Source organism: Actinokineospora sp. HUAS TT18, from assembly GCF_051364635.1.
GTDB lineage: Bacteria > Actinomycetota > Actinomycetes > Mycobacteriales > Pseudonocardiaceae > Actinokineospora.
This window is the reverse complement of sequence record NZ_CP195645.1, coordinates 4,034,253-4,058,628: the sequence shown is the minus strand read 5'-3', so window position 1 is coordinate 4,058,628 and position 24,376 is coordinate 4,034,253. Positions and strand designations below refer to the sequence as shown.

Genomic DNA, 24,376 nt, shown 5'->3' with positions numbered 1-24,376 from the left:
TCCATCTCGATCTCTTAGTTAAGGCACTTCCCCGTCAGGCTAGTCCCCCGGTCAGGGGGTGTGTTAATCAACCGGACCCGCGTGAGTCAGGTCATGCGCTTTATCGGTCCAGCTCACCTCTTGGTTACCGGCCGTGTGAGCTTTCGGGCGCGTCGAACCGGCGGCTGACCCGGTCGGCGCGCCCCGGGGTAGGGGGTCCATTGGTACGGATCGCCGGCCCCTTGTGCTGGACCGATACGGGCCGTTTCCAATGGTGAGGACTGGGTTCAGCTGGTCAGGATCCAGTGGTGCACGAGGTTCCGCGGCGCGCTGATCTCGTCAGTGGGCACGCGGAGCCTGTTGAACACGCCCACGAGACCTTCGCCCGCTGGTCCGGGTTCAGCCGGGTGTCGAAACCGGGTCGGCTTCTTCGAGTGATCCCAGCTCCCATAGTCGCGCGTAGTGGCCGTCGGCGGCGAGGAGGGAGGTGTGGGTGCCGCGTTCGATCACCTGACCGTCGGCCATGACGATGATCTGGTCGGCGCGGGCGGCGGTGGCTAATCGGTGGGCGACGACGAAGGTGGTTCGGGCGGTGGTGACCTTGGCGCCCGCGGCGATGACGGCGGACTCGGTGGCCGGGTCGAGGGCGGCGGTGGCCTCGTCGAGCAGGAGGATGTCGGGGTCGACCAGTTCGGCTCGGGCCAAGCCCACCAGCTGGCGTTGGCCCGCGGACAGGGACTGGCCCCGCTCGCCGACCTGTTGGCGGAAGCCGTCGGGCAGGGTGGCGATCATCGACAGGGCGCCCACCGACCGGGCGGCGGTCTCGACGGCCTCTGGGGACGCGTCGGGGGCGCCGTAACCGATGTTGTGGGCGACGTCGCCCGCGAAGAGGTGGGCTTCCTGGGGGACCACGCCGAGGCGTTGGCGGTAGCCGGGCAGGTCGTAGTCGCGCAGGTCGGTGCCGTCGACCAGGACTTGGCCGCCGGTTGGGTCATAGAAGCGGGCGATCAGCTTCACCACGGTCGACTTGCCCGCGCCGGTCGCGCCGACCAGGGCCACGGTCTCGCCGGGGCGGGCGCGCAGGGAGACGCCGCGGACGGCGGGGGTGTCGGTGCCGGGGTAGGCGAAGGTGACGTCGCGGAGTTCGACCTCGCCGGTCAGGCGGGCGGGGACCGGGAGCGGGTCGGCGGGCTGCGGGACTGTGGTGGGCGTGCGCAGGAGGTCGGCGATGCGGTGCAGGCCGACGCGGGCCTGCTGGTAGCCGTCGAAGATGCCGGAGAGCTGTTGGACCGGGGCGAAGAACAGGCCCAGGTACAGCAGGAACGCCAGCAGCACGCCCGGGCTCAGGTCGCCCGCCGCGACCCGGTTGGCGCCCGCGACCAGCACGGCGGCCTGCGCCAAGCCGTAGAGCATCGCGGTGAACGGGAAGTACGTGGCGATGTAGCGCTGGGCGCGGAGCCTGGTGACCCGGTAGGCGTCGCTGCGTTCGGCGAAGCGCTCGGCGGCTTGGCCTTCGCGCGTGTACGCCTGGGCCACGCGCAGGCCGGTGACGTTCTCCTGCATGTCGGCGTTGACCGCGCTGACCCGCTCCCGTGCCTCGGCGTACGCCACCGAGGAGAGCCGTTGGAAAACGATCGTCGCCGCCACCAGGATCGGCAGCGCCGCCAGCGCCACCAGCGCCAGCGAGAAGTCGGTGACCAGCAGGGCCGCGGCGATCGCCACGACGGTCAGCAGGCTCGCGGCGGCTGTGGTCAGCCCGGTCTGGAGGAACGTCGACAGCGCGTCGACGTCCGTCGTCATCCGCGTCATGATCCGGCCCGCCATCTCGCGCTCGTAGTAGTCGAGGCCGAGCCGTTGCAGGTGGGCGTAGCTGCGCAGGCGCAGCACGTAGAGCATCCGCTCGCCGAGGCGGGCGGTGCGGATCACCCCGATCGCGGTGATGATCCAGATCACCACCACCAGGCCCGCCGACAGCGCCGTCGCCAGCCACAGCGCGCCCGTCGTCCCGACCAGCACGCCGGAGTCGATGCCGTATCTCGTCAGGGCGGGCATGGCCATCGCGATCAGGGCGTCGGTGATCACCAGGGCCGCCACCAGGGCGATCGACCAGCGGGCGGGCCAGAGCAGGTCGCGCAGGCGGAAGTTCGGGTCCGGTGCCGTCGGGTCGTCGCCGCGGACATCCGGCTGCTCGACCGCGGGCGGCAGCGCCTCGACCCTGGCCAGCAGCTCCGGGGTGGGCGGCAACGCGCCGACCCCCTCGCCAGAGGAGTCGGCACGGCCGCCGATAGCGGCGGAGACCCGCGCCCGGGGCCTGTCCGGGTCGCTCGGCGCGGGCCACAGGGCCTCGGTGATCCCGTCGGGACCCGGCACCAGGTCGGCGTCGGTGCGGCGGGTCGGGTCCTCGATGAGGTCGCCCGGCCCGGCCAGCAGCGACCGGTACAGCTCGCACCGGTCGGACAGCTCGGCGTGGGTGCCGACATCGACCACCCGGCCCCGGTCGAGCACGGCGATCCGGTCGGCCAGGGCCAGCGACGACCGGCGGTGCGCGATCAGCAATGTCGTCCGCTCGGCGGTGACCTCGCGCAGGGTGTCGTGGATCGCCGACTCGGTCACGGTGTCGACCGCCGAGGTCGCGTCGTCGAGCACCAGGACCCGCGGGTCGGACAGCAGCGCCCGCGCCAGCGCCACCCGTTGCCGCTGGCCGCCGGACAAGGTGAGCCCGCGCTCGCCGACGACCGTGTCGTAGCCGTTGGGCAGGGCCTCGATGAACTCGTGGGCCTGCGCGGCCTTCGCCGCGGCGTGGATGTCCTCGTCGGTGGCCTCGGGCCTGCCGTAGGCGATGTTGGAGCGCACGCTGTCGGAGAACAGGAACGCCTCCTCGAACACGACGCCCACCGTCCCGCGCAGCGAGGCCAGCCGCAGATCGCGCACGTCCACCCCGCCGACCGTGATCGCGCCCGCGTGCACGTCGTAGAACCGGGGCAGCAGTAGCGACACCGTCGACTTGCCCGAGCCCGCGGTCCCCACCAGGGCCAACGTCTCGCCGGGAGACACCCGCAGCGACACCCCGTCGAGCACCGGCTCGCTGCGCGTGTACCCGAACGTCACGCCGTCGAGTCGGACCTCGACCGGGCCGTCGGGCACGTCGACGGCGTCGGGCTTGTCGACCACGTCCGGCTGCGAGTCGATCAGCTCGTACACCCGCTCCACGCCCGCCCTGGCGAGCTGGGCGTTGACGAGCAGGCCCGCGACCAGCCGCGTCGGCCCGACCAGGTGTGAGACGTAGCTGGCGAAGGCGAGGAACGTGCCGAGCGTGACTTGACCGTTGAGGGCCATCCAGCCGCCCAGCCCGAGCACCGCCACGTGCCCCACGGAGGGCAGCGCGACCAGCGTCGCCGACATCCGCGATGTCAAGGCGGCGCTGCGCATGCGCTCGGCGAACAGCTTGCGCGCCGCCTTCTCCAGCCTGCCGACCTCGCGCGCCTCCTGCCCGAACCCCTTGACCACCCGCACACCCGTGACCGTCTCCTCGACGTGCTGGGCGAGATCGGCGGCCCGCTGCTGGGCCGACCATGTGGCCGGGAAGAGCGTGTGCCTGCTGCGCATCGCGACATAAGCCACGGCCGGGGTGATCACGAGCGCGATCACCGTCAGCAGCGGGGACAGCCAGAACATCGCGATCATCGCGACCAGCGCGAACACGACCGTCCCGATCGACAGCGGGACCATCATCAGCAGCCCTTGCACCAACTGCAGATCGGTGATCGACCGCGACACGACCTGCCCGGTGCGCAGCGCGTCCTGCTTGCCGCCGTCGAGCCGCTGGACCGCCCCGAACACCGCCTTGCGCAGGTCGTGTTGGACGTCCAGCGCGAGCCTGCCGCCGAGATAGCGGCGCAGGAACGCGGTGCCGAACGTCAGCAGCTCCATCGCCACCAGACCCGCGACGAGCCAGCCGAGCCTGCTCGTCGTGCCCGCGACCGCGTCGTCGACCACGAACTTGATCAGCAGGGGACCGGCGGCCTGGAAGCCGACGCCGACCACCGACGCGACGACCGACAACACCACCAGGCGGCGGTGTCGCCAGCAGGCGGCGGTCAGTCGGCGGATCCAGCCGGGGGACGGGTTCTGAGGCACACAGCCAGATTAGGCGCGGGCCGCTCCCGGTGTGGGGAACGGCCCGCGTCTGTGGACAACTCAAGGGGATGTGGATATCAGGTGATGTCCCGGGTCTGGTTGCGCAGCATGCCGGTGATGAAGAAGACGGCGGTCCAGAACAGGAAGATCAGCCCACTGATCCACAGCGAGAACGCGCCGTACGCGCCGGTGACCACGCTGACGACCTGGTGGAAGCCCTCGCGCACGTCCTCGTCGGCCAGCTGGCCGCCGCGGTCGAGGATCAGGGTCTGGATCTGGTCGAACAGCAGGATGCTCGCCGTCGACCCGGTGAGGCCGTTGGACGCGCCGTTGGGCAGGAAGCCCGGCGCGTGTGAGCCCTCCGTCGCGGAGAACAGCACGAACTCGCCGAACGGGCCGACGATCAGGGTGTAGATCAGCAGGATCACGAGCGTGCCGACCGGGGACCCGATGAGCGCGCCGACGCCGAGCGCGAACAGCGTCCACAGGGTGCACATGATGATGCCCGCGAGCACCACCAGGAACCACTGCTTGGCGTCGGGCAGGTAGCCCTTGTCCGAGCCGACGAGCGTGCCGAGCGTGACACCGCCGCTGATCACCAGGCCGTAGATGACGCCCCACAGCGTGTAGGTGATGGCCTTGGCGGCCAGCAGCGTGGGACGGCTCGCCGCGGTGAGGAACGACGTGGTGATCGTCTTGCGGTGCAGTTCGCTCGCGAGGCCGAGCGCGCCGAACACCATCGGGAAGATCGACGCGATGTTCATGCCGCGCACCAGCGCGATGACCGACCAGGAGATCTCGTCGATCGGGATGTCGAAGTCGCGGATGATGTCTTCGTTGACCAGGTCGTTGGCGATGCTGGTGGTCACCGCCGACCAGCCCCACGCCGCGCCGAAGGCGAGCAGGAACGCCGGGATGAGCAGCGCCCACCACAGCCGGGTCGTGAGGATCTTGCGGAACTCCGCGGTGATCATGTTGCCCATCAGGCGTTACCTCCCTGTCCGGTCGTGTCGTTGTGCGTCGGGTTCGCCGTGGGATCCGGCGCGTACGGCGACTGCGGCACGGGCGGCTGGTAGGGCGACGGCGCCTGGTACGGCGAAGTCTGCTGGTAGGGCTGTTGCTGCTGATATGGCTGCTGCTGCACCGGCTGCGCGTACGGCTGCTGGGCGACCGGCTGCGCGTAGGGCTGCTGGTAGCCGGGCTGCTGGTACGGCGTGGCGTAGCCCTGGGGCGGCCCGTACTGCTGGGGCATCCCCGGCGCGGCGTACTGGCCGCTGGTGAGGCGGAAGAACAGCTGCTCGAGGTCGGCCTTCTCCTCGTGCACCCCGTACAGCGCCACCCCGGCCTTCGCCGCGATGTCGCCGATCTGCTGGATCGTGGCGTCGACTACGGCGACCTTGCCGTCCGGGGTCGGCTGGATGCCGGAGATCCCGTCCGCCTGCAGGGCAGCGACCAGCGCCGACGGGTCGGCGGGCTGCACGATGACCCGGGACTGCTGCTGCTTGCGCAAGTCGTCGAGCATGCCGTAGTAAACGGTCTGACCGCGGCTGATGATCACGACCTGGTCGATCGTCTGCTCGACCTCGGCCAGCAGGTGGCTGGAGATCAGCACCGTGCGGCCGGAGGAGGCGAAGGCGCGCAGGAACGTGCGCAGCCACGCGATGCCCTCGGGGTCGAGGCCGTTGGCGGGCTCGTCGAGCACGAGCACCTGCGGGTCGCCCAGCAGCGCCGTGGCCAGGGCCAGACGCTGCTTCATGCCGAGGGAGAACCCGCCCGCGGCCCGGTTCGCCGCGCCGCCGAGTCCGACGAGCTGGATCACCTCGTGGGCACGCTGGTCGGGCAGGCCCATCGCCGCGGCGTAGACGCGGAGGTGGTTGATCGCCGACCGGCTGGGGTGGAAGCCCTGAGCCTCCAGCACCGCGCCGACCACCCGGCCGGGGTTGCCCAGCTTCTCGAAGGGCTGTCCGTTGATCGTGGAATGTCCCGCTGTCGGCCGGACCAGGCCGAGCAACATCCGCAGGGTCGTCGTCTTGCCCGCGCCGTTCGGCCCGAGGAAGCCGGTGACCGACCCCGGCTCCACATGGAAACTCAGGTTCTGCACCGCGGCGACCTGACCGAAACTCTTGGTCAGGTTCGACACCACGATGCGGCCGCTACCGTCGTGCACAGGCCCCTCCAACTCGCCAGGCTCTTGTGGCGGCCATCTTGCCTCATCACGACTACGCGGCGTGGCGGCATGGCTAAAGTTGGGCGTGTGGTCACCCGAAATGACACTTGACGTCAGTGGGCGTGCGGTGGGCGGTCGCGGTGCACGATCGGGATCTCGGTGGTGATCTCGGCGTGGTTCTCCGCCTGCGGCCGGTGCCGCTGCTGCCTGCCGAACGGATTGCGCAGCGGGCGCTTGCGGTCGCGGTGCGGGACGCCCTCGCCGATCAGGTGCTCGTGGGCCATCTTCCAGACCTGGCACGGCCAGCGGCGGCCGCGCAGCCCGTGCGGGCACGCCTGGCAGCGGCCGTCGGGGCCCTGCTGGTGGACGGTGAGCAGCAGCCGCCAGCCGTCGGCGAGCCTGCTGATCTCGCTGCGGGCAAGGGGAAGCAGCGTGTCGGCGTCGGCGTGGTCGGCGGCCTCGTCGAGCAGCGCGAGCCTGCGCAACACCGCGTCGCGCAACGGGTCTCGGGTCATCCGGCCCTGATTTCGTCGGCCCGGTCGGCCGCCTGGTCGAGCACGAGGCCGAGCGACCGCGTCTGCTGGGCGGAGAGCACCGCCGAAGCGCCGGGTGGGGGGACCAGCACTACCAAGTCATCCTCGACCAACACCGTCAACGCCCGGTCTCTGCCGAACGGATCGTGGCAGCCGACGCACCATCGAGGCTCTGTCACCGTTGCAACATCGGCGCCGCTGGTCGCGGGCCATAGCCCCAACCGGGCGTATTCACCCGATTGTGGTCCCTCGTCAAGAGTTCACACGATCCGGTAGGGGTTGAGTGGACAAGTAATTCCGACTCGCTGAACCCCCGGTGCAGCGCTCGGACGCGATTGTGCCTAAGCTATACATGGCGGCCCGCTCCCAGTGACCCCCAGGCTGGTTGAGCGGGCCGCCCTCACTTCCACCCCCTTTGTGCCTGCTGACTGCGCAGGCCGAGGAAGCTCGGTGTTCTCATCGGGGGCCGAGCCCCCGAACCCCCACGGTGCGGTGCCGCTCGACCCGGCGTGGCGGTTCGCCCGCCACGCCGGGCCGGTACTAGGCGATAACGCCAGCCAGCGGGGTCGACGGCAGCGCGTGCGCCGTGGCCACCGGGTCGTTGGTCAGCAGGCCCGCGTGGGTGTTCAGGCCGAGGGCGAGCGCCGCGTCGTCGCGCAGGGCCGACTGCCAGCCCTTGTCCGCCAGCGCCACCGCGTAGGGCAGGGTCACGTTGGTCAGCGCGTACGTCGAGGTGCGGGGAACCGCGCCCGGCATGTTCGCCACGCAGTAGAAGATCGAGTTGTGCACCGGGTAGGTCGGGTCGGCGTGCGTGGTCGCGCGCGAGTCCTCGAAGCAGCCGCCCTGGTCGATGGCGATGTCGACGAGCACCGAACCCGGCTGCATCTGCGCGACCAGCTCGTTGCTGATCAGCTTGGGCGCCTTGGCGCCCGGGACCAGCACCGCGCCGATGACCAGGTCGGCCTCGCGGGCGGCCTGCTCGACGGCGTAGCGGTTGGACGCCACGGTGCGGATGCGGCCATTGAACTGGTTGTCGATCTGGCGCAGCCGGTCGACGTTGGTGTCGAGGACCTGCACCTCCGCGCCCATGCCCAGCGCGATCGTCGCGGCGTTGATGCCCGCGACACCGCCGCCGATCACCACGACCTTGGCCGGATAGACCCCGGGCACGCCGCCGGGCAGCACGCCGCGGCCACCGGAGGGCTTCATCAGCGCGAACGCGCCGACCTGGGGTGCGAGCCTGCCCGCGACCTCGGACATCGGGGCGAGCAGCGGCAGCGCGCCGTTGGCGGTCTGCACGGTCTCGTAGGCGACGGCGGTGGTGCCCGCGGCCAGCAGCGCCTTGGTCAGCGCCTCGTCGGCGGCCAGGTGCAGGTAGGTGAAGAGGGTCTGGCCCGCGCGCAGGTGCGGGTACTCGACCGCGATGGGCTCCTTGACCTTGAGCACCAGTTCGCCCTCGGCCCAGACGTCCTCGGCGGTGGCCAGGATCTTGGCGCCCGCGCCCAGGTACTCCTCGTCGGTGATCGACGAGCCGAGGCCCGCGCCCGCCTCGACGAACACGTCGTGACCGCGAGCGGTGAGCTCATGCGCACCCGCGGGCGTCAGCGCCACCCGGTACTCGTGGTTCTTGATCTCGCGGGGAACGGCGATCTTCAACGGGATTCGTCCTTTCGGGCGTAACAAGGTGTGGTGTACCACGGTCGGGCACAGCAGACGGGCTGTCATCGTGCTGAGAGCACGAGACCAATGGCGATCATTTGTGCTGTGAGCACATCACTGCCAGCGGAGAGCCACCAGCTGGGTGAGTAAGGCGAGCCGCACATCGGGCTCGGTGAGGTCGGCGTCGAGCGCGGCGGTGACCCGCGACATCCGGTACCGGAGCGTGTTGGGGTGGATGTTCAGCGCCGCGGCCGCCGCTCTCGGGTCGCCGGGGTGGCGCAGCCACTCGTAGAGCGTGTCGGCGTACCAGCCGTCGGCGTCCTCGTCGAGCGCGCGCAGCGCGGCGAGCGGCCCAATCGACGTGACGCCCGCCGCCGCAACGGCGGCGCGGTGCAGCACGAGGACCGCCCAGACGTCCTCGTAGACCGCGACCGGGCCGTCGACCAGCCGCGCCCGCAGCAGGCTCAGCGCCTCGTCGGCCTCCGCGCGGGAGCGGGCGAGGTCGGCCAGTTCGACCGGCGACCCGGCCGCGACCAGCGCGCCCGCGAGCGCGGAGCGGACCTGTGCCCAGCCGCCGTCGTCGGGCACGACGGCGTAGAGCACGCCGTGCATCTCGGTGACCGCCGGGCGCCTGCCGACACCCTCGGTGAGCCGCTGCACCAGCGCCAGCCGCACGCCCTCGCTGCCGAGCGGGTCCTGGACCTGCACGTCGACCGCGACGACCCGGTGCGGCCCTGGCGCGAGGTCGAGCTCGGCGGCGACGAGCCGGGCGCTGCCGGTGCCTTCGAGCACCGACCGGACGAGTTCGGCGGACCGCCTGCGCTCGCTGTCCTCCCGCGCCCGCCTGCGGAGCAGGTGCAGCGCGACGACGGGCGCGGTGTCGGCGAACGCGGCCGCGCGGTCGTCGGGCACAGGCCCGGGGACGACAGCCCACATCGAGCCGAGCAGCTCGCCGCCCATTCGGATAGGCACGATCAGCCGCGGCAGCGTGCCGTCGCGCTGGGCGGGTACGAAGATCGTCGTGCGCCCCCGGCTCAGCTCGCGGAACACACCACGCGACCGGAACCTGGCCAGCACGTCGTCGGGCACGCGCCGCCCCATGATCGTCGACACGCGCGCCGGGTCGGTGCGGTCCTGCCGGGCCGAGTAGGCCAGCACGCGGGAGTTCGCGTCCTCGATCGTCACCGGCGCGTCGATGACCGCCGCCGCGGCGTCGGCCAGCCGGAACAGGTCGCCGAACGGCCCCTCCGCCCGCGACGCGTCGGACTCGTCGGCGGCGGCGTCGAGCACCGACCGCAGCAGCCAGACCAACTGCGCCCACGCGGCACCGGTGTGCACCTCGATGACCGCCACACTCGCCCGCTGCGCCGCCGTCTTCACCGCGTTGCGCGTGGCGTGCGGCGGTTTGAGCAGCACCGCGGCGGCACCGTGCGCCCCGCAGTGGCGCACCAGCTCGACCGCGTCGGTCGCCCCGGCCACGGCGATGCCGAGCACGAGGTCACCGGCGGCGACCGGCGTCCGCTTGCCCGCCTCGGCGATGATGACGTCGGTGACCTGAGCGTGCTCGGTGGGGTCGGCGATGATCCGCAGCAGGGTCGGACCGACTCGGTCCACCACCCCCTGCATCGTGATCACCGCTGCTCCTCGTCATCGAGTGTTATCGGGACAAGGTAGCGGTTCCGTCCACACGAGACGGTCATCGGCTCGTCGATCCGCCGGATTCGGTAGGACGGGATTGGCCTCCTTCGATAGTGGGGGACGGCCGCGGTGGTGAGCGAGCGGCGGTGTCGGGCCGGGTCAGCGGGTCAGGTGCGCGGTGAGCCACGTGAGGGCCGCGACTAATCGCATGCCCGTGGCGTTCGGGTGGATGGGGTAGGCCGGGGCGGCGGGGCGCAGCGGCTCGACCCAGCGGGCCTCCGGGGGCTGGCAGGCGTCGTGGCCGAGGGAGAAGGCGTACGGGTCGACGAAGCGGGCGCGGGCGGCGGTGGCGGTGCGGTCGATCGTCTCGTTCAGCAGGCGCTCGGTGGCGTCGAAGTACGGCGTGTCGCCGGTGGCGAAGGGGACGGCGGGCCAGCAGCCCACGGTCGGGGGCAGGATCCTCAGGTAGCCCACGACCAGGATCCTGGCGTGCGGGGAGCGGGCGCGGATGTCGGCGAGGACCTGGGTGATCTTCGGGACCACCGCGGCCACCCGGTCGGCGAGGACGTCGCGGCCGGAACTGGTGTAGTAGCGGCGGCACGGGTCGCCGGTCGGGTCGGTGGCGCCCTCCTGGCCGCAGCGGGCCAGGATCTCGCCGAAGCCGATGTCGTTGCCGCCGATCGTGAGGGTCACCAGGTCGGTGTCTCGGCTCAAGGCGTCCAGCTGCGGTGGGTTGACGCCGCCGGGGACCTGGTGGGGCCCGCGCATGTGCACCGTCGTCGCCCCGCTGCACGTGACGTCGACGAAGCTGCTCGTCCGCAGCCATTGGGCCAACACGGCCGGGTAGTTGTGGTTGGAGCGCCCGCAGCCCGGTGGGGTGCCGATCTGGTCGGGGATCCCGGGGCCCGCCGCGTACGAGTCGCCGAGGGCGACGTAGTCGAGGGCCGGTTTGGCGACCGCCGCGGCCGACGTGACCGACGCGGCGGCGACAGGCGCGGCGGACGCGGGGATCGCGGTCGCCAGGAGGAGGACCAGGGCCAAGACAGCTGAGCGCATGTGCCGATCGTCCGCCCGGCGTCCCCCAGCGTCAATGGGTCCCGCGCCGCCTGTGGACAACTCTGTCCAATGTGGTCAAACGGTGTCGCGGATCCAGTCCGGCACCGGAAGGTCGCGGCTCAGGCACTCGTCCGACAGCCGCAGCGTCCAGCGCAGCGCCTGCACCATCAGCGCCGCCATCTCGTCGGGCGCGGCGTTGGCCAAGGCGATCTCGATCTGCGCCTTCGCGCCGTCGGTGTCGCCGTGGACCTCGGCCAGCAGCGTCCGCACGGCCGTGCGGACCGGCGGGTCGGCCTCGTCGATCGGCACTTCCTGGCCGTCGTCGTCGTAGACCTGCATCTTGACCGGCGCCGAGCCGCCGGAACCCAGTTCCGACACCATCCCGCTGCATTCGTGGAACAGCATCAGCATCAGCTCGCGGGCGTCGGTGTGGCTGTCCGGCGCCGAGCGCACGGCGGCGGCGACGCGGTCGAGCGCGCCGTCGTCCTGGCCCGCGCGCATGGCGGCCAGTGCCGCGCCCGCGGCGTCGGTCAGGCGTCTGCGGCGGGTCGATTCCGGCTCGCTGTCGGGGTCCACGCCACTCATCCTGCAACAGCCAGGTGTCGTGCGGGGAGATCGACGCCGTCGGATTCGTTCACTTGGCCGCTCGCGGTACGTCGTCGGCGGGCAGCCCGACGCCGAACGCGGGACCCTCGCCGGTGGCCACGCCCAACTCGGCCCACCACCGCGCTTCCGCGAGGTCGCGGACCCCGCGCACCCCGACGGCCGCGCCCGCCGCGTGGATCGCCGCGATCATCTCCCGCACCGCCCTGACCTGCGCGCACTCCCGTGGCAGCCAGTCCGGCCGCCACCCGTCGAACGGGTCGGACAGCAGGACCGCGTCGACCTTGAAGCGCTCGATCAGCGCGAGTTCGCGCGGCCCGCCACCGAACCCGTGCAGCGCCGTGACGACCCCGATGTCGCTGAGCGTGCGGAGGTTGTCCTGGGCGTCGCCGCTGGTCAGCACGGCTGATGTGGCGAGGCCCAGCTCCAGCAGCCTTGCCGGGATCTCGGCGTCGCCAATGGCCCGGTGCACGACCCCGGCCAGCTCGGCGTCGGCCGACTGCAGCGGCGAGAGAAGCACCCGCTGGACCGGTGCGCTGTCGGCGAACAGCGACCGCCACACCCCGACCTGCTCGGTCGACCGGCTGATCAGCCACGGCCCCAGCGCCACCGACAGCCCGGTCGCCTCGGCGAGGTCGATCGTCGGCGGCAGCCCGGGAACCGGCCGCGTGCGGGGCAGATGGGCGATCACCGACACCCGCACCGGCACCTTGTCGGACAGCCGCACGACCCGGTCGTAGGCGATGTCGAGTTCGCCGTTCTCCCAGGCCGCGGGCAGTTCCGCGGCCGCCTTGCCCGCGGCGCGGTCGCGCTTGTCGGCGTCGGCGTCGAACTCGGCCCACTGCCGCCTGCCCGCCGCGCGCGCCTGGCGCAGCGCCGAGTCGGCCGCGCGGAACACCTCGGCCGCCGACATCCGCTCCGGGCTCGTGCGGACGACGCCGATCGTGGCGCTGATCGCGAGCCCGATCTTGTCCCGGTACTCCGGTTCGGCCAGCTCGGCGTGGATCGCCTCGACCAGCTCCGGCACCGACGGCGTGTCCGGTCCGTCGTGGATGAGCACGGCGAACTCGTCGCCGCCAAGACGCGCGACCACGGCCTTCTCACCTGCCACGACGGTCTTGAGCCGTTCGGCCACGGTCCGCAGCACCCAGTCCCCGACCGGGTGTCCATACGTCGTGTTCACCCAGGAGAAGGCGTCGAGGTCCAGGCAGCACAACGTGAGCGTCCCGCTCTTGCCGACCTGTTCGTGCACCGTCTCCAGCCGCGACTCGAAGCCGACCCGGTTGACCGCGCCGGTCAGCGCGTCGTGCAGCAGCTGGTGGGAGAGCCGGTCGCCGAGCAGGTGCAGCTCGCTCAGGTCCTGCACCATCGTCACCCGGTATGCCGCCGCCCCGGTCTCGGCCGACAGCACCGAAGTCGTCGCGTACACCCAGGCCGACTCGCCGTTGGCGCGCGTCAGCAACTGCCGCTCCGGCAACTGCGTCCCGGGCTCGTCGGTGACGAACTCGCTCAGCGCGCGCCCGGCCAATTCGGCGGGCTCACACTCCAGGATCGCCGCGAGCGCCGGGTTGACCTCGACGAACCGCCCTTCCTCGTCGGTGATCGCGATGCCGACCGACGCGCCGGTGAACACCTCGCGGAACACCGACTCGGTGGCCTTGCGGCCGCGTTCGGCGCGCAGCATCGCGGTGTGCAGTGCGAGCCGCATGTTCTCCTGCTGCTCCAGAGTCCGCGCGTGCCAGGCGTTCGCGTAGCCGGAGGACACCGCCGCGAGCAGCTCGATCACCCGCTCGGCCTCCCCGCCGCGCGCGATCAGCCCGGAGGCCAGCGTCGCCACCGACCGCCGCAGCGTGTCGACGCCGGTCAGCTCTTCGGCGACCATGCGGGTGCCCACCTCGATGCCTGGGGTGCTGTCGAACGGCTCGGCCGTGACGGCGTCGGAGAGCGTGTCGACCATCTCGGTGAGTGTGGCCTGGATCTGCGCCGAAGACCGCGGCACGTACGACGTGGCGGCGATCACCCGCACCCAGGACCGGACCAGGGAGTCCCGGTCCGGTACGGCGGTCGGTTGGTGCACGGCGGCACTCAGGTCAGTTCTTACGGCCGACACCCGCGAGGATCCCTGCTCGGTCCGGGTCGTCGCCGTCGTCCAGTCCGGCGTCGGGGTGCCACAGCGCGGTCGGCACGATGCCGGGCTCGACCAGCTCGTAGCCCGCGAACAGCGTCTCGATCTCGGCGCGCGACCGGGGGAACATCGGGTCGCGGCTGGATTTCATCACCTCGACGATCCGGTCCATCTCCTCCGGCATGAGGTCGCGGGTGAACTGGGAGAACGCCAGCCAACTGCCCGACACGGTGGCGTCCCGGTAGCGCGCGACGATGCCCGCCGGGTCCTTCTCCGGCGGCACGAAGTGGAAGACCCCGGCCATGATCAGACCGATCGGTTGGTCGAAGTCGAGCAGCTTGCGCGTCTCGGGCGCGTCGAGGACCGCGTCGGGCACGGTCAGGTCGGCTTGGACGATGGTGGCGTTGGGGACGTCGGTCAGCATGAGGTGGCTGTGCGCGAACGCGACCTCCTCGTAGTCGACGTAGACCACGCGCGACTCCGGGTCGGCGGCGTGGGCGATCTCGTGCACGTTGCCGACGGTCGGGATGCCGGAGCCGAGGTCGAGGAACTGCCGGACGCCCTGGTCGATCATGAACAGCACCGACCGGCGCAGGAACGACCGGTTGTGCCGCGCGATCTGCCGCGCGTTGGGCTGGGCCTTCAGGAAGCGTTCGGCCAGTTCACGGTCGTGCGCGAAGTTGTGCCCGCCGCCGAGCAGGTAGTCGTACAGCCGAGCCGCGCTCGGCCTGTCCAGGTCGATCCCGTCCGGGACCCATGTCATCGACTCGGTCACCGCACAACCCCACTCTCCGCGATCGGTTCGTGACGGTTGAGATTACTCACCCCGCAAGGGGATCCGACAGTGGATCACGGCGATGCAGGTCCTTGACCGATGGCGACTTGGCGACACCCGCCGGGTTCGGGTAGGTCCCGAGGACGCGGTCGGCGGTTCCGGTGGTGGTCACGGTGAACCAGTAGTGCTCGTTCTTGTAGTGGTGGAGGCGGTGGTTTCGCCAGACGGCGCGGTACGCGCGGGTGCGCGGCACGTAGTCGCTGTGGATCAGGTAGTGAGTCCACTCATAGATCAGGCCGAGCGCGGCGACGACGCACAGATACGTGAGGCCGAGTCCGGTTCTGCTGAACGCGAACAACGCGATGGCGGTGACCAAGGGCAGCAGCCAGAGCAGCACCGGCCAAGGGATGAAGACCAGCGGGACGTCGCGCGGGTCGGCGTGGTGGGCGCGGTGTTTGCGTGACAGCAACGGGTCGAGCGTGATCGAGACGATCCTGCGGGGACGCCAGTGCAGGATCGCGACGTGCACGACCCATTCGAAGAATGGGAAGACGGCGAGCATCACGAACGGCAGCAGCGTGTCCCATAGCCGCCAGTCGCCGACGATCACGCGAGCGGTGACGGCGCCGACCAGGGTGGTTCCGATCAGCCAGGGCGACGGGTGCCGGACGAACTCGCGCGCCGCGTCCACAAGGGACAGTCGCCTGCGCGGGCTCGCCTCGTCGGCGCGGAGCTGGGCGCGGGCTTGGTGGTCGTTCATGTGCCCTCCAAGTGTTGGATCGCTGCGCGGAACAGCTCGGTGGCGGGACGCAGGAGGTCGTCCGCCGCCTTCTTGGCTCTGGTTTGGTCACCTGACGTGATCGCGTCGGCCAACGCGCGGTAAGCGTCGACGCGGGAGACCTCGGCGACCATGATCGGCGCGAGGACGTCCAGTGCGGGCTCGTAGGCGGCGCGCAGGCTGTTGAACATCAGGCGGAACACGACAGAGTCGGAGCCGTCGACGATGTGGTCCCAGTAGGCGAGCGCGTGCCGCTGCGAGGTGATCGGGTCCGACTCGGCCGCGAGATGGGTGATCGCGGCGTCCAACTGGGGCTTGAGACGGTCCCCGGACCTCGCGGCGGCCAGCGCGGCGATCTCGGGACCGACGGCGAGCCGGGCGTCGAGGATGTCGCGCACCACCGACGGGACGATCGTGCCTGCTTTGAGGAGCAGCCGGGGGAGCAGGTCGAGGCCCGCGCTGCGCCGGAAGTCGCGCACGACGGTGCCGTCGCCTTGGCGGACGTCGACCAGCCCGGCCTGCGACATGCGCTGGAGCGCTTCGCGGACGGCGGGACGGGAGACACCGAGGACCTCGGCGAGCTTGCGTTCGCTGGGCAGCGAGTCGCCCGCGGGGATACCGCCGTCCATTACAGCCCTGATGAGCTGCGAGAACACCTCGTCGGGCACTGACTTGCGAGCCACTGGCTGAAACGTCACGGATCGACGGTAAGTCTGCAGGTGGTCAGAGGTCAAGTGGTCAGACCAGTTAACTGAGCAAGCAACGTGATCGGACCGAGGGCGGTTAGACAGTCGGTGTGTTGACCAGAGCGGCGAGGGCCATGGCGGTGAGCAGGTCGGCCATCTGGTCGCGGTCCAGGTGCCTGCTGTGCGGCGTCGAGTTGATCAGCCCGAACACCGCGTGCGCCGCCGCCCGGGCGGTTGGTTCGGCCGTGGCGGGGACCGCGTCGCGGATGACCTGGACCCAGGTCTCGACGTAGCGGCGCTGCAGCGCGCGGACCTTGCGGCGGTCCGGGTCGGTCAGGTTGCCCAGGTTGCGTTCCTGGACGGTGATCAGCGCCGGGTTGTCGAGCGCGAAGTCGACGTGGAAGCGCACCAGGTCGCCGAGGGTGTCCTGAGCGCCGGAGGCCTTGTCGACCCGGGCCTGGCCGCCGTCGAGCAGGACCTCCGAGATCGAGGTCAGCATCTCCCCGAGCATGGCATCCTTGGAGCGGAAGTGGCGGTAGAGCGCGGGCCCGGAGATGCCGACGGCCGAGCCGATGTCGTCGATGCCGACGCCGTGGAAACCGTGGCGGGCGAACAACTCCGCCGCCGCGGCGAGGATCTGTTCACGCCGGGTCGGGCCGGTTTTCGCTGGTTCGGCTGCTGGTGACACGCGGTTCATCGTATGGCAGCCGTGTTAGCGAGCGCTAACCCCTACTCCGGAAGGCCCAGTTCGGCTGTCGGGCGCCAAAAATAAGTTACCGGACAGTTCCGTATTCGGTGAGTCGCTGGTAGTCATGATCTGTCGGGTTCCCCTCCAACGACGGAGGCAAGGCATGCGTGTCTCACGGTTCCTCGTCATCTCCCTCTTATCGGTCTTGTCCCTGGTCGGGCTGGCGATCCCAGCCTCGGCCGCGACCGGCAAGTACGTCGCGCTCGGTGACTCCTACTCCTCGGGCCTCGGCGCGGGCAGCTACGGGAGCAGCGGCTCCTGCAAGCGCAGCGCCAACGCCTACCCCCAGCTCTGGGCCAACACCCACGCCCCCTCCGCCTTCTCCTTCGTCGCGTGTTCCGGTGCGCGGACCGGAGACGTGCTGGCCAACCAGATCGGCGCGGTCACCTCGGACACCGCGCTGGTCACCATCTCCATCGGCGGTAACGACGCGGGCTTCGCCAGCGTCATGACCGACTGCAACACCGGGTCGGACTCCTACTGCGTGCAGCGCAACCAGCAGGCCCAGGCGTATGCCCGCAACGAGCTGCCCCCGAAGCTCGACCAGGTCTACTCGCAGATCCGCTCCCGGGCGCCGAGCGCGCGCGTGCTCGTCGTGGGCTACCCGCACATCTACAAGCTCAACGGCTCGTGCTGGGTCGGCCTGAGCGAGACCAAGCGGGCCGCGATCAACCAGTCCTCCGACGTGCTCGCCCAGGTCATCGCGGGCCGGTCGGCCGCGGCGGGCTTCACCTTCGTCGACGGGCGCCCGGCGTTCGCCGGGCACGAGATCTGCGCGTCGGGCACGCGCTGGATCAACAGCGTCTCGTGGCCGATCGAGGAGTCGTACCACCCGAACGTCGCAGGTCAGAACGGTGGCTACTACGCGGCGGTGCGTGCCGTCACCGGCTGATAACCAACAGTTCGCCTAGGGCCACCCCTGTTCGCGGGGGTGGCCCTTTCCGTGAGTGGACGTGGACGTTAGCGAGCGCTAACATCGGGAGCGTAGTTAACGGTGACTAACATGCGATCGCGAGGAGCGAGATGGACGCCCCCGTCCTGCGCACCGCCGCCGACCCCGCGTCCGAGGCCTACAAGCGCAACGTCAAGGAACACGGCGAACTCGTCGGCGACCTGCGCGACCGGCTCGGCACCGCGGCGCTCGGCGGACCGGAGAAGGCCCGCACCCGCCACGTCGAGCGCGGCAAACTGCTGCCCCGCGACCGGGTCGACTCGCTCGTCGACCCGGGGTCGCCGTTCCTGGAGCTCTCGCCGCTGGCCGCGACCGGCATGTACGGCGACGACGCCCCGGCCGCGGGGGTCATCACCGGCGTCGGGCGGGTGTCCGGCCGCGAGTGCGTCATCGTCGCCAACGACGCCACGGTCAAGGGCGGCACCTACTACCCGATGACGGTCAAGAAGCACCTCCGCGCGCAGGAGGTGGCGCTGCAGAACAACCTGCCGTGCGTCTACCTGGTCGACTCCGGCGGCGCCTTCCTGCCGAAACAGGACGATGTCTTCCCCGACCGCGACCACTTCGGCCGGATCTTCTTCAACCAGGCCACCATGTCCGCCCAGGGCATCCCGCAGATCGCCGCGGTGCTCGGCTCGTGCACCGCGGGCGGCGCGTACGTCCCCGCGATGAGCGACGAAGCCGTCATCGTGCGCAACCAGGGCACGATCTTCCTCGGTGGCCCGCCCCTGGTGAAGGCCGCGACCGGCGAGGTCGTCACGGCCGAGGAACTCGGCGGCGGCGACGTGCACTCCCGCACCTCCGGCGTCACCGACCACCTGGCCGACGACGACGCGCACGCCCTGCGCATCGTCCGCTCCATCGTCAGCACCCTCGGTCCGCGCGCCCCGCGCCCGTGGGAGGTCGCGCCCGTCGAGGAGCCCGCGGTCGACCCGTCGACGCTCTACGGCGTGGTGCCCACCGACTCCCGTACGCCGTACGACGTGCGCGAGGTGATCGCCCGCATCGTGGACGGCAGCCGGTTCCGCGAGTTCAAGAAGGAGTACGGCTCGACCCTCGTCACCGGCTTCGCGCGCATCCACGGCCACCCGGTCGGCATCGTGGCCAACAACGGTGTGCTGTTCAGTGAGTCGGCCATGAAGGGCGCCCACTTCATCGAGCTGTGCGACCAGCGCAGCATCCCGCTGCTCTACCTGCAGAACATCACCGGCTTCATGGTCGGCCGCGACTACGAGGCGGGCGGCATCGCCAAGCACGGCGCCAAGATGGTCACCGCGACCGCGTGCGCGCGCGTGCCGAAGTTCACCGTCGTCGTCGGCGGCTCGTTCGGCGCGGGCAACTACTCGATGTGCGGCCGGGCGTACTCGCCGCGCTTCATGTGGATGTGGCCGAACGCGCGCATCTCGGTCATGGGCGGCGAGCAGGCCGCGTCGGTGCTGTCGACCGTGCGCCGCGACCAGATCGAGGGCGGCGGCGGCGAGTGGACCGCCGAGGAGGAAGAGGCGTTCAAGGCGCCGATCCGCCAGCAGTACGAGGACCAGGGCAATCCCTACTACTCGACGGCCCGGCTGTGGGACGACGGCGTGATCGACCCGGCGGACACCCGCCAGGTGCTCGGCCTCGCGCTGTCCGCGGCGGCCAACGCGCCGCTGAACCCTGTCAGCTACGGCGTCTTCCGGATGTGAGTGCGATGTTCACCAGCGTTCTGATCGCCAACCGCGGCGAGATCGCCGTCCGCGTCATCACCACGCTGCGCCGCATGGGCATCGAGTCCGTCGCGGTCTACAGCGACGCCGACGCGGGCGCCCGGCACGTGCGCGATGCGGACGTGGCCGTCCACATCGGACCAGCCGCGGCCCGCGAGAGCTACCTGTCCATCGAGAAGATCATCGCCGCGGCGGTTTCCACTGGCGCCCAGGCGATCCACCCCGGCTACGGCTTCCTCGCCGAGAACGTCGAGTTCGCGCGGGCCTGCGAGGCCGCGGGCCTGGTGTTCATCGGTCCGCCCGCCGCCGCGATCGACGCGATGGGCGACAAGATCCGCGCCAAGCTGACGGTCATCGCGGCGGGCGTCCCGGTCGTGCCGGGCCGCACCGAGCCGGGCATGTCCGACGACGACCTGGTCGCCGCGGCCGAGGAGATCGGCTATCCCGTGCTGCTCAAGCCGTCCGCGGGCGGTGGTGGCAAGGGAATGCGGCTGGTCACCGAGCCCGAGGGTCTGCGCTCGGCGATCGAGTCGGCCCGACGGGAGGCGCGCGGGTCGTTCGGCGACGAGACGCTGCTGATCGAGCGGTTTGTCCAGCGGCCCCGGCACATCGAGATCCAGGTCATGGCCGACGCCCACGGCAACACCGTCCACCTGGGCGAGCGCGAGTGCAGCCTGCAGCGGCGGCACCAGAAGATCATCGAGGAGGCCCCGTCGGCGCTGCTCGACGAGGCCACCCGGGCGCGGATGGGCGCGGCGGCGGTCGACGCGGCCAAGTCCGTCGGCTACACCGGCGCGGGCACCGTCGAGTTCATCGTCTCTGCCGACCGGCCCGACGAGTTCTTCTTCATGGAGATGAACACGCGTCTGCAGGTCGAGCACCCGGTCACCGAGCAGGTCACCGGCCTCGACCTGGTCGAGCAGCAGATCCGCGTGGCCGCAGGGGAGCCGCTCGGGTTCAAGCAGGAGGACGTCGAGCTGCGCGGCCACTCCGTCGAGGCGCGCGTCTACGCCGAGGACCCGTCGACCGGCTTCCTGCCGACCGGCGGCCGCGTGCTCGGCCTGCGCTGGCCCACTGAGGCGCGCGTGGACTCGGGGCTGCTGCCGGGGTCGGTCGTCGGCTCGGACTACGACCCGATGCTGGCCAAGGTGATCGTGTGGGGCGACGACCGCGCGCAAGCGCTTGCGCGGCTGTCGGACGCGCTGGCCGACACCGCGGTCCTGGGGCTGGGCACGAACATCGCGTTCCTGCGGGCGCTGCTGGCCGACGAGGATGTGCGCGCGGGCAGGCTCGACACGCAGCTGGTCGAGCGCAAGCTGGACGAGCTGACCGCGGCGCCCCCGGTGCCGGACGCGGTGTTCGCCGCCGCGGCCTTGGACGAGCTGATCAGCATGCAGCCGACCGGCCCGGTGATCGACCCGTGGTCGGTGCCCAACGGCTGGCGCCTTGGTCGCGCCGCGGTGGTCCCGCTGCGGCTGACCTGCGGCGACCGCGACGTCAAGGTGCTGCTCTCGGGCAGCCCGGCCGCGGCGACCGTGACCGTCGGCGACGGTGAGCCGGTCCCCGCGACGGCGTCGCGTGTGGACGGTGAACTGCGGCTCACCTACGGCGGCCGCAACCTGCGCTACACCCGCGAACTGGCCGGGGAGACCCTCTGGCTGGCCGCGGGCGGGCAGGCGTGGGCCGTCGCCGAGCACTCGATGCTGGAGGGCGCCGGTGCGGCGGCCGCCGCGGGTGGCCCGGTGACCAGCCCGATGCCGGGCACGGTGCTGGTGGTCAAGGTCGCCGCGGGCGACCAGGTGACCGCCGGGCAGCCGCTGCTCGTCGTCGAGGCGATGAAGATGGAGCACACCATCACGGCCAAGGTCGACGGTGTCGTCTCCGAACTGACTGTGCGCGCGGGCCAACAGGTCGCGCTTAACGAAATTCTCGCTGTGGTGACCCCATCGGAGGGCCAGTCGTGAACCCCCAAACGACTTCGCTGATCAATTTTTCCCTGGGCGAGGAGCACGAGGCGCTCCGCAAGACCGTCCAAGAGTTCGCGCGGGAGGAGGTCGCCCCGGTCATCGGAGACTTCTACGAGCGCGAGGAGTTCCCCTACGAGATCGTCGCCAAGATGGGCCACATGGGCCTGTTCGGCCTGCCCATCGGCGAGGAGTACGGCGGCATGGGCGGCGACTACTTCGCCCTGTGCATCACGCTGGAGGAACTGGCCAGGGTCGACTCGTCGGTCGCGATCACCCTGGAGGCGGGCGTCTCGCTGGGCGCGATGCCGCTCTACCGGTTCGGCACCGAGGAGCAGAAGCAGGAGTGGCTGCCGAAGCTCACCAACGCCGAGCAGCTCGGCGCGTTCGGCCTCACCGAGCCCGGCGGCGGCTCCGACGCGGGCGCGACGCGGACCACCGCGCGCCTCGACGGCGACGAGTGGGTCATCAACGGCTCCAAGGCGTTCATCACCAACTCGGGCACCGACATCACCGGGCTCGTGACGGTCACCGCGGTCACCGGCACCAAGCCGGACGGCCGCAAGGAGATCTCGGCGATCATCGTGCCGTCGGGCACGCCCGGCTTCACCGTGTCGAAGAAGTACTCGAAGGTCGGCTGGAACGCCTCGGACACCCGCGAGCTGTCGTTCGTTGACGTCCGCGTGCCGCGCGAGAACCTGCTCGGCGAGCAGGGCCGAGGCTACGCCCAGTTCCTGTCCACACTGGACGAAGGCCGCGTCGCCATCGCCGCGCTGTCGGTCGGCCTGGCGCAGGGCTGCGTCGACGAGTCGCTGAAGTACGTCGGCGAGCGCGAGGCGTTCGGCCGCAAGATCGGCGAGTACCAGGCGATCCAGTTCAAGATCGCCGACATGGAGCTGCGCGCCCACACCGCCCGCCTCGCCTATTACGCCGCGGCGGCGAAGATGCTCAAGGGCGAGCCGTTCAAGAAGGAGGCGGCCATCGCCAAGCTGCACGCCTCCAACGCCGCGATGGACAACGCCCGCGACGCCACGCAGATCTTCGGCGGCTACGGCTTCATGAACGAGTTCCCCGTCGGCCGCTTCTACCGCGACGCGAAGATCCTGGAGATCGGCGAGGGCACCAGCGAGGTCCAGCGCATGCTGATCGCGCGGGAGCTGGGCCTGCGCTGAGGGCGGGACCTCCGTCACATTCCGCAACGCGGTCAAGCACGGATCGTTGACCGGGAGGTGGCAGACTCGAGGACGGAGGTGGCGGTATGGGTGTGACCGAGTGGATCACCGCGGCGGCGGAGAACGTGACCGCCAAGGTGACCAAGGGTGGGGTCGCCGACCTGCGGCCGATGCCGCGCGTCCTGATCGACAAGGGCCGGATGCGGTCGGTGTACCGGTTCACCGGACCGGCGGCGGGCGACCCGGTGCTGCTCGTGCCGCCCCTGGCCGCCCCCGCCCTGTGCTTCGACCTGCGGCGCGGGTGCAGCCTGGCCGAGCACCTGGTCGAGCAGGGTCGGTCGGTGTACCTGGTCGACTACGGCACGGTGAGCTTCAGTGACCGCGGCCTCGGCCTGGAGCACTGGATCGACGACGTCCTGCCGCACTCCATCCGCGCCGCGAGCCGGGACGCGGGCGGACGGCCGGTCCACCTGGTCGCGTGGTGCCTCGGCGGGATCATGTCCCTGCTGACCGCCGCCGACCAGCACGACCTGCCGATCGCGTCGATCACCAGCGTGGCCGCGCCGTTCGACATGACCGCGATCCCGCTGATCGCCCCGTTCAAGCCCCTGGTCGACCTCGCCGACGGCTGGCCGCTGACCGCGGCCTACCGGCTCGTCGGCGGGGCACCGCGGGCCCTGGTCAAGCGGGCGTTCCAGCTCTCGGCGATCGACAAGGTCATTACCAAGCCGTACGCGATCCTGTCCCATTTGGACGACGCGGACTTCCTGGCCCAGCTCGAAGCGGTCGACCGGTTCACCGACAACATGATCGCCTACCCGGGGCGGACGTTCGGCCAGATCTACCACCGCTTCTTCCGCGCGAACGACTTGGCGGAAGGCGCTTTCGACCTGGGCGGCAGGCGGATCTCGCTGGCGGAGGTCAAGGTGCCTGTGCTGGTCGTCGCGGGCACTGGCGACAGCATCGCGCCGCAGCGGGCGGTCCGGCATCTCGTGGATGTCTTGGACAACGCCGCCGACGTCGAGTTCCACACGGCGCCCGGTGGTCACCTCGGTGTGCTGGCAGGCCGTGGGGCACGGGCCACGACTTGGAAGTACATCGACGAGTTCCTGGCGGTCCACAACCCGGTGGACTGATGGACCTGACGATCGAACTCAGTCTCGCCGAACTTCGGCAGGTCGCCGCTTACGCGGTGGCGTGCGCGCTTCCCGCGTTGGCGGTCTTCGAACGCGAGCGCCCGGACGATCGGCGTCCACGAGCCGCGATTGACGCCGCGCACGCGTTCGCGGATGGCGCAGAGCGGACCAAGGCACTGCGGGACAGCGCGTGGGCGGCGCACCGGGCGGCTCAGGAGACCCGCGACGCGGGACAGGCCGCGGCGAGCGACGCCGCCCGCGCGGCGGGCCACGCGGTAGGTGCGGCTTTCCTGCACCCGCTGGCGAAAGCCACGCAGGTCAAGCACATCCTCGGATCGGCGGCCCACGCCGCGAGAGCGCTCGAACTCGATGCCGGAGACGATCCCGCGGTCGGAGCCGATCACATCGCGCGGTCGACGACTCTCGCGAGTCCTGTCGTGGTGGACGTCCTGCGCCACTATCCGCTCGCCCCGGGTGGTGGTGGGCGGGTCGGAGAGCTGGTCCGCGAGTTGGACGCGTCCCTCCGATAGCGAAAGGACCGCACAGCGCGAACGCCGTGCGG

The 24,376-nt window shown here is 70.9% G+C and carries 20 protein-coding genes; 6 read left to right on the top strand and 14 right to left on the bottom strand.

The genetic code is table 11. From position 1 onward, the window contains the following. Positions 1–378: 378 nt before the first annotated feature. The 14 genes from ACSHT8_RS18115 to ACSHT8_RS18050 all read right to left on the bottom strand — a co-directional run bounded on the left by ACSHT8_RS18115 (position 379) and on the right by ACSHT8_RS18050 (position 16,833). On the bottom strand, positions 379–4,116 hold the full coding sequence (locus ACSHT8_RS18115) for an ABC transporter ATP-binding protein (RefSeq protein ID WP_436492013.1): 3,738 nt from the start codon (positions 4,114–4,116) through the stop codon (positions 379–381). Between the two features lie 77 nt (positions 4,117–4,193). Next, a complete protein-coding gene (locus tag ACSHT8_RS18110; protein WP_436492012.1) occupies positions 4,194–5,099 on the bottom strand; it encodes a hypothetical protein in 906 nt (301 codons plus the stop codon). Next, positions 5,099–6,283, bottom strand: a complete 1,185-nt coding sequence (locus tag ACSHT8_RS18105) for an ATP-binding cassette domain-containing protein (protein ID WP_436492010.1) — start codon at positions 6,281–6,283, stop codon at positions 5,099–5,101. Before ACSHT8_RS18105 ends, ACSHT8_RS18110 begins: the two co-directional genes overlap by 1 nt. A 113-nt stretch (positions 6,284–6,396) precedes the next feature. Beyond that, positions 6,397–6,798, bottom strand: coding sequence for a hypothetical protein (locus tag ACSHT8_RS18100; RefSeq protein ID WP_436492009.1), 402 nt, complete (start codon positions 6,796–6,798; stop codon positions 6,397–6,399). Then, a complete protein-coding gene (locus tag ACSHT8_RS18095; RefSeq protein ID WP_436492008.1) occupies positions 6,795–6,995 on the bottom strand; it encodes a hypothetical protein in 201 nt (66 codons plus the stop codon). The genes ACSHT8_RS18100 and ACSHT8_RS18095 overlap by 4 nt, the downstream gene beginning before the upstream one ends. Positions 6,996–7,356: 361 nt before the next feature. Further along, the gene (ald, locus tag ACSHT8_RS18090; protein WP_436492007.1) at positions 7,357–8,472 is read right to left on the bottom strand and encodes an alanine dehydrogenase; all 1,116 of its coding nucleotides are present in this window, start codon (positions 8,470–8,472) and stop codon (positions 7,357–7,359) included. Between the two features lie 117 nt (positions 8,473–8,589). Then, positions 8,590–10,110: a helix-turn-helix domain-containing protein gene (locus tag ACSHT8_RS18085; RefSeq protein WP_436492006.1), complete on the bottom strand. Its 1,521-nt coding sequence runs from the start codon at positions 10,108–10,110 to the stop codon at positions 8,590–8,592. A 162-nt stretch (positions 10,111–10,272) separates the two neighbouring features. Further along, positions 10,273–11,169, bottom strand: a complete 897-nt coding sequence (locus ACSHT8_RS18080; protein WP_436492005.1) for an SGNH/GDSL hydrolase family protein — start codon at positions 11,167–11,169, stop codon at positions 10,273–10,275. Between the two features lie 75 nt (positions 11,170–11,244). Then, positions 11,245–11,754 (bottom strand): hypothetical protein, encoded by a 510-nt coding sequence (locus ACSHT8_RS18075; RefSeq protein ID WP_436492004.1) that lies wholly within the window; start codon positions 11,752–11,754, stop codon positions 11,245–11,247. A 49-nt stretch (positions 11,755–11,803) separates the two neighbouring features. Beyond that, positions 11,804–13,849 carry a diguanylate cyclase domain-containing protein gene (locus ACSHT8_RS18070; protein WP_436492003.1) on the bottom strand — a complete coding sequence of 682 codons (2,046 nt, stop codon included), beginning with the start codon at positions 13,847–13,849 and terminating at the stop codon, positions 11,804–11,806. A 13-nt stretch (positions 13,850–13,862) separates the two neighbouring features. Further along, on the bottom strand, positions 13,863–14,672 hold the full coding sequence (locus ACSHT8_RS18065) for an SAM-dependent methyltransferase (RefSeq protein ID WP_436492002.1): 810 nt from the start codon (positions 14,670–14,672) through the stop codon (positions 13,863–13,865). A 46-nt stretch (positions 14,673–14,718) separates the two neighbouring features. After that, positions 14,719–15,432, bottom strand: coding sequence for a sterol desaturase family protein (locus tag ACSHT8_RS18060; RefSeq protein WP_436492000.1), 714 nt, complete (start codon positions 15,430–15,432; stop codon positions 14,719–14,721). After that, entirely contained in the window at positions 15,429–16,133 is a 705-nt protein-coding gene (locus tag ACSHT8_RS18055; RefSeq protein ID WP_436491998.1) for a FadR/GntR family transcriptional regulator, read from the bottom strand. Before ACSHT8_RS18055 ends, ACSHT8_RS18060 begins: the two co-directional genes overlap by 4 nt. 100 nt (positions 16,134–16,233) lie before the next feature. After that, positions 16,234–16,833: an SACE_7040 family transcriptional regulator gene (locus ACSHT8_RS18050; protein WP_436491997.1), complete on the bottom strand. Its 600-nt coding sequence runs from the start codon at positions 16,831–16,833 to the stop codon at positions 16,234–16,236. A gap of 154 nt (positions 16,834–16,987) precedes the next feature. Here ACSHT8_RS18050 and ACSHT8_RS18045 point away from each other — a divergent pair, with 154 nt between their 5' ends. From ACSHT8_RS18045 to ACSHT8_RS18020, 6 genes are all read left to right on the top strand, one after another. Further along, positions 16,988–17,776, top strand: coding sequence for an SGNH/GDSL hydrolase family protein (locus ACSHT8_RS18045; protein ID WP_436491996.1), 789 nt, complete (start codon positions 16,988–16,990; stop codon positions 17,774–17,776). 131 nt (positions 17,777–17,907) lie between these two features. Next, entirely contained in the window at positions 17,908–19,521 is a 1,614-nt protein-coding gene (locus ACSHT8_RS18040; RefSeq protein ID WP_436491995.1) for a carboxyl transferase domain-containing protein, read from the top strand. A gap of 5 nt (positions 19,522–19,526) precedes the next feature. After that, positions 19,527–21,506 (top strand): acetyl/propionyl/methylcrotonyl-CoA carboxylase subunit alpha, encoded by a 1,980-nt coding sequence (locus ACSHT8_RS18035; protein WP_436491993.1) that lies wholly within the window; start codon positions 19,527–19,529, stop codon positions 21,504–21,506. 17 nt (positions 21,507–21,523) lie between these two features. Beyond that, a complete protein-coding gene (locus tag ACSHT8_RS18030; protein WP_436502094.1) occupies positions 21,524–22,678 on the top strand; it encodes an acyl-CoA dehydrogenase family protein in 1,155 nt (384 codons plus the stop codon). Positions 22,679–22,764: 86 nt separating this feature from the next. Then, entirely contained in the window at positions 22,765–23,814 is a 1,050-nt protein-coding gene (locus ACSHT8_RS18025; protein WP_436491992.1) for an alpha/beta fold hydrolase, read from the top strand. Further along, positions 23,814–24,344 (top strand): putative immunity protein, encoded by a 531-nt coding sequence (locus ACSHT8_RS18020; RefSeq protein ID WP_436491991.1) that lies wholly within the window; start codon positions 23,814–23,816, stop codon positions 24,342–24,344. Before ACSHT8_RS18025 ends, ACSHT8_RS18020 begins: the two co-directional genes overlap by 1 nt. Positions 24,345–24,376: the final 32 nt, after the last annotated feature.

Coding starts and splice junctions, on each gene's coding strand:
- ACSHT8_RS18110 (WP_436492012.1), bottom strand. CDS start 5,099: ATGGGCAACATGATCACCGCGGAGTTCCGCAAGATCCTCACGACCCGG.
- ACSHT8_RS18100 (WP_436492009.1), bottom strand. CDS start 6,798: ATGACCCGAGACCCGTTGCGCGACGCGGTGTTGCGCAGGCTCGCGCTG.
- ACSHT8_RS18080 (WP_436492005.1), bottom strand. CDS start 11,169: ATGCGCTCAGCTGTCTTGGCCCTGGTCCTCCTCCTGGCGACCGCGATC.
- ACSHT8_RS18075 (WP_436492004.1), bottom strand. CDS start 11,754: ATGAGTGGCGTGGACCCCGACAGCGAGCCGGAATCGACCCGCCGCAGA.
- ACSHT8_RS18060 (WP_436492000.1), bottom strand. CDS start 15,432: ATGAACGACCACCAAGCCCGCGCCCAGCTCCGCGCCGACGAGGCGAGC.
- ACSHT8_RS18050 (WP_436491997.1), bottom strand. CDS start 16,833: ATGAACCGCGTGTCACCAGCAGCCGAACCAGCGAAAACCGGCCCGACC.
- ACSHT8_RS18045 (WP_436491996.1), top strand. CDS start 16,988: ATGCGTGTCTCACGGTTCCTCGTCATCTCCCTCTTATCGGTCTTGTCC.
- ACSHT8_RS18040 (WP_436491995.1), top strand. CDS start 17,908: ATGGACGCCCCCGTCCTGCGCACCGCCGCCGACCCCGCGTCCGAGGCC.
- ACSHT8_RS18035 (WP_436491993.1), top strand. CDS start 19,527: ATGTTCACCAGCGTTCTGATCGCCAACCGCGGCGAGATCGCCGTCCGC.
- ACSHT8_RS18025 (WP_436491992.1), top strand. CDS start 22,765: ATGGGTGTGACCGAGTGGATCACCGCGGCGGCGGAGAACGTGACCGCC.
- ACSHT8_RS18020 (WP_436491991.1), top strand. CDS start 23,814: ATGGACCTGACGATCGAACTCAGTCTCGCCGAACTTCGGCAGGTCGCC.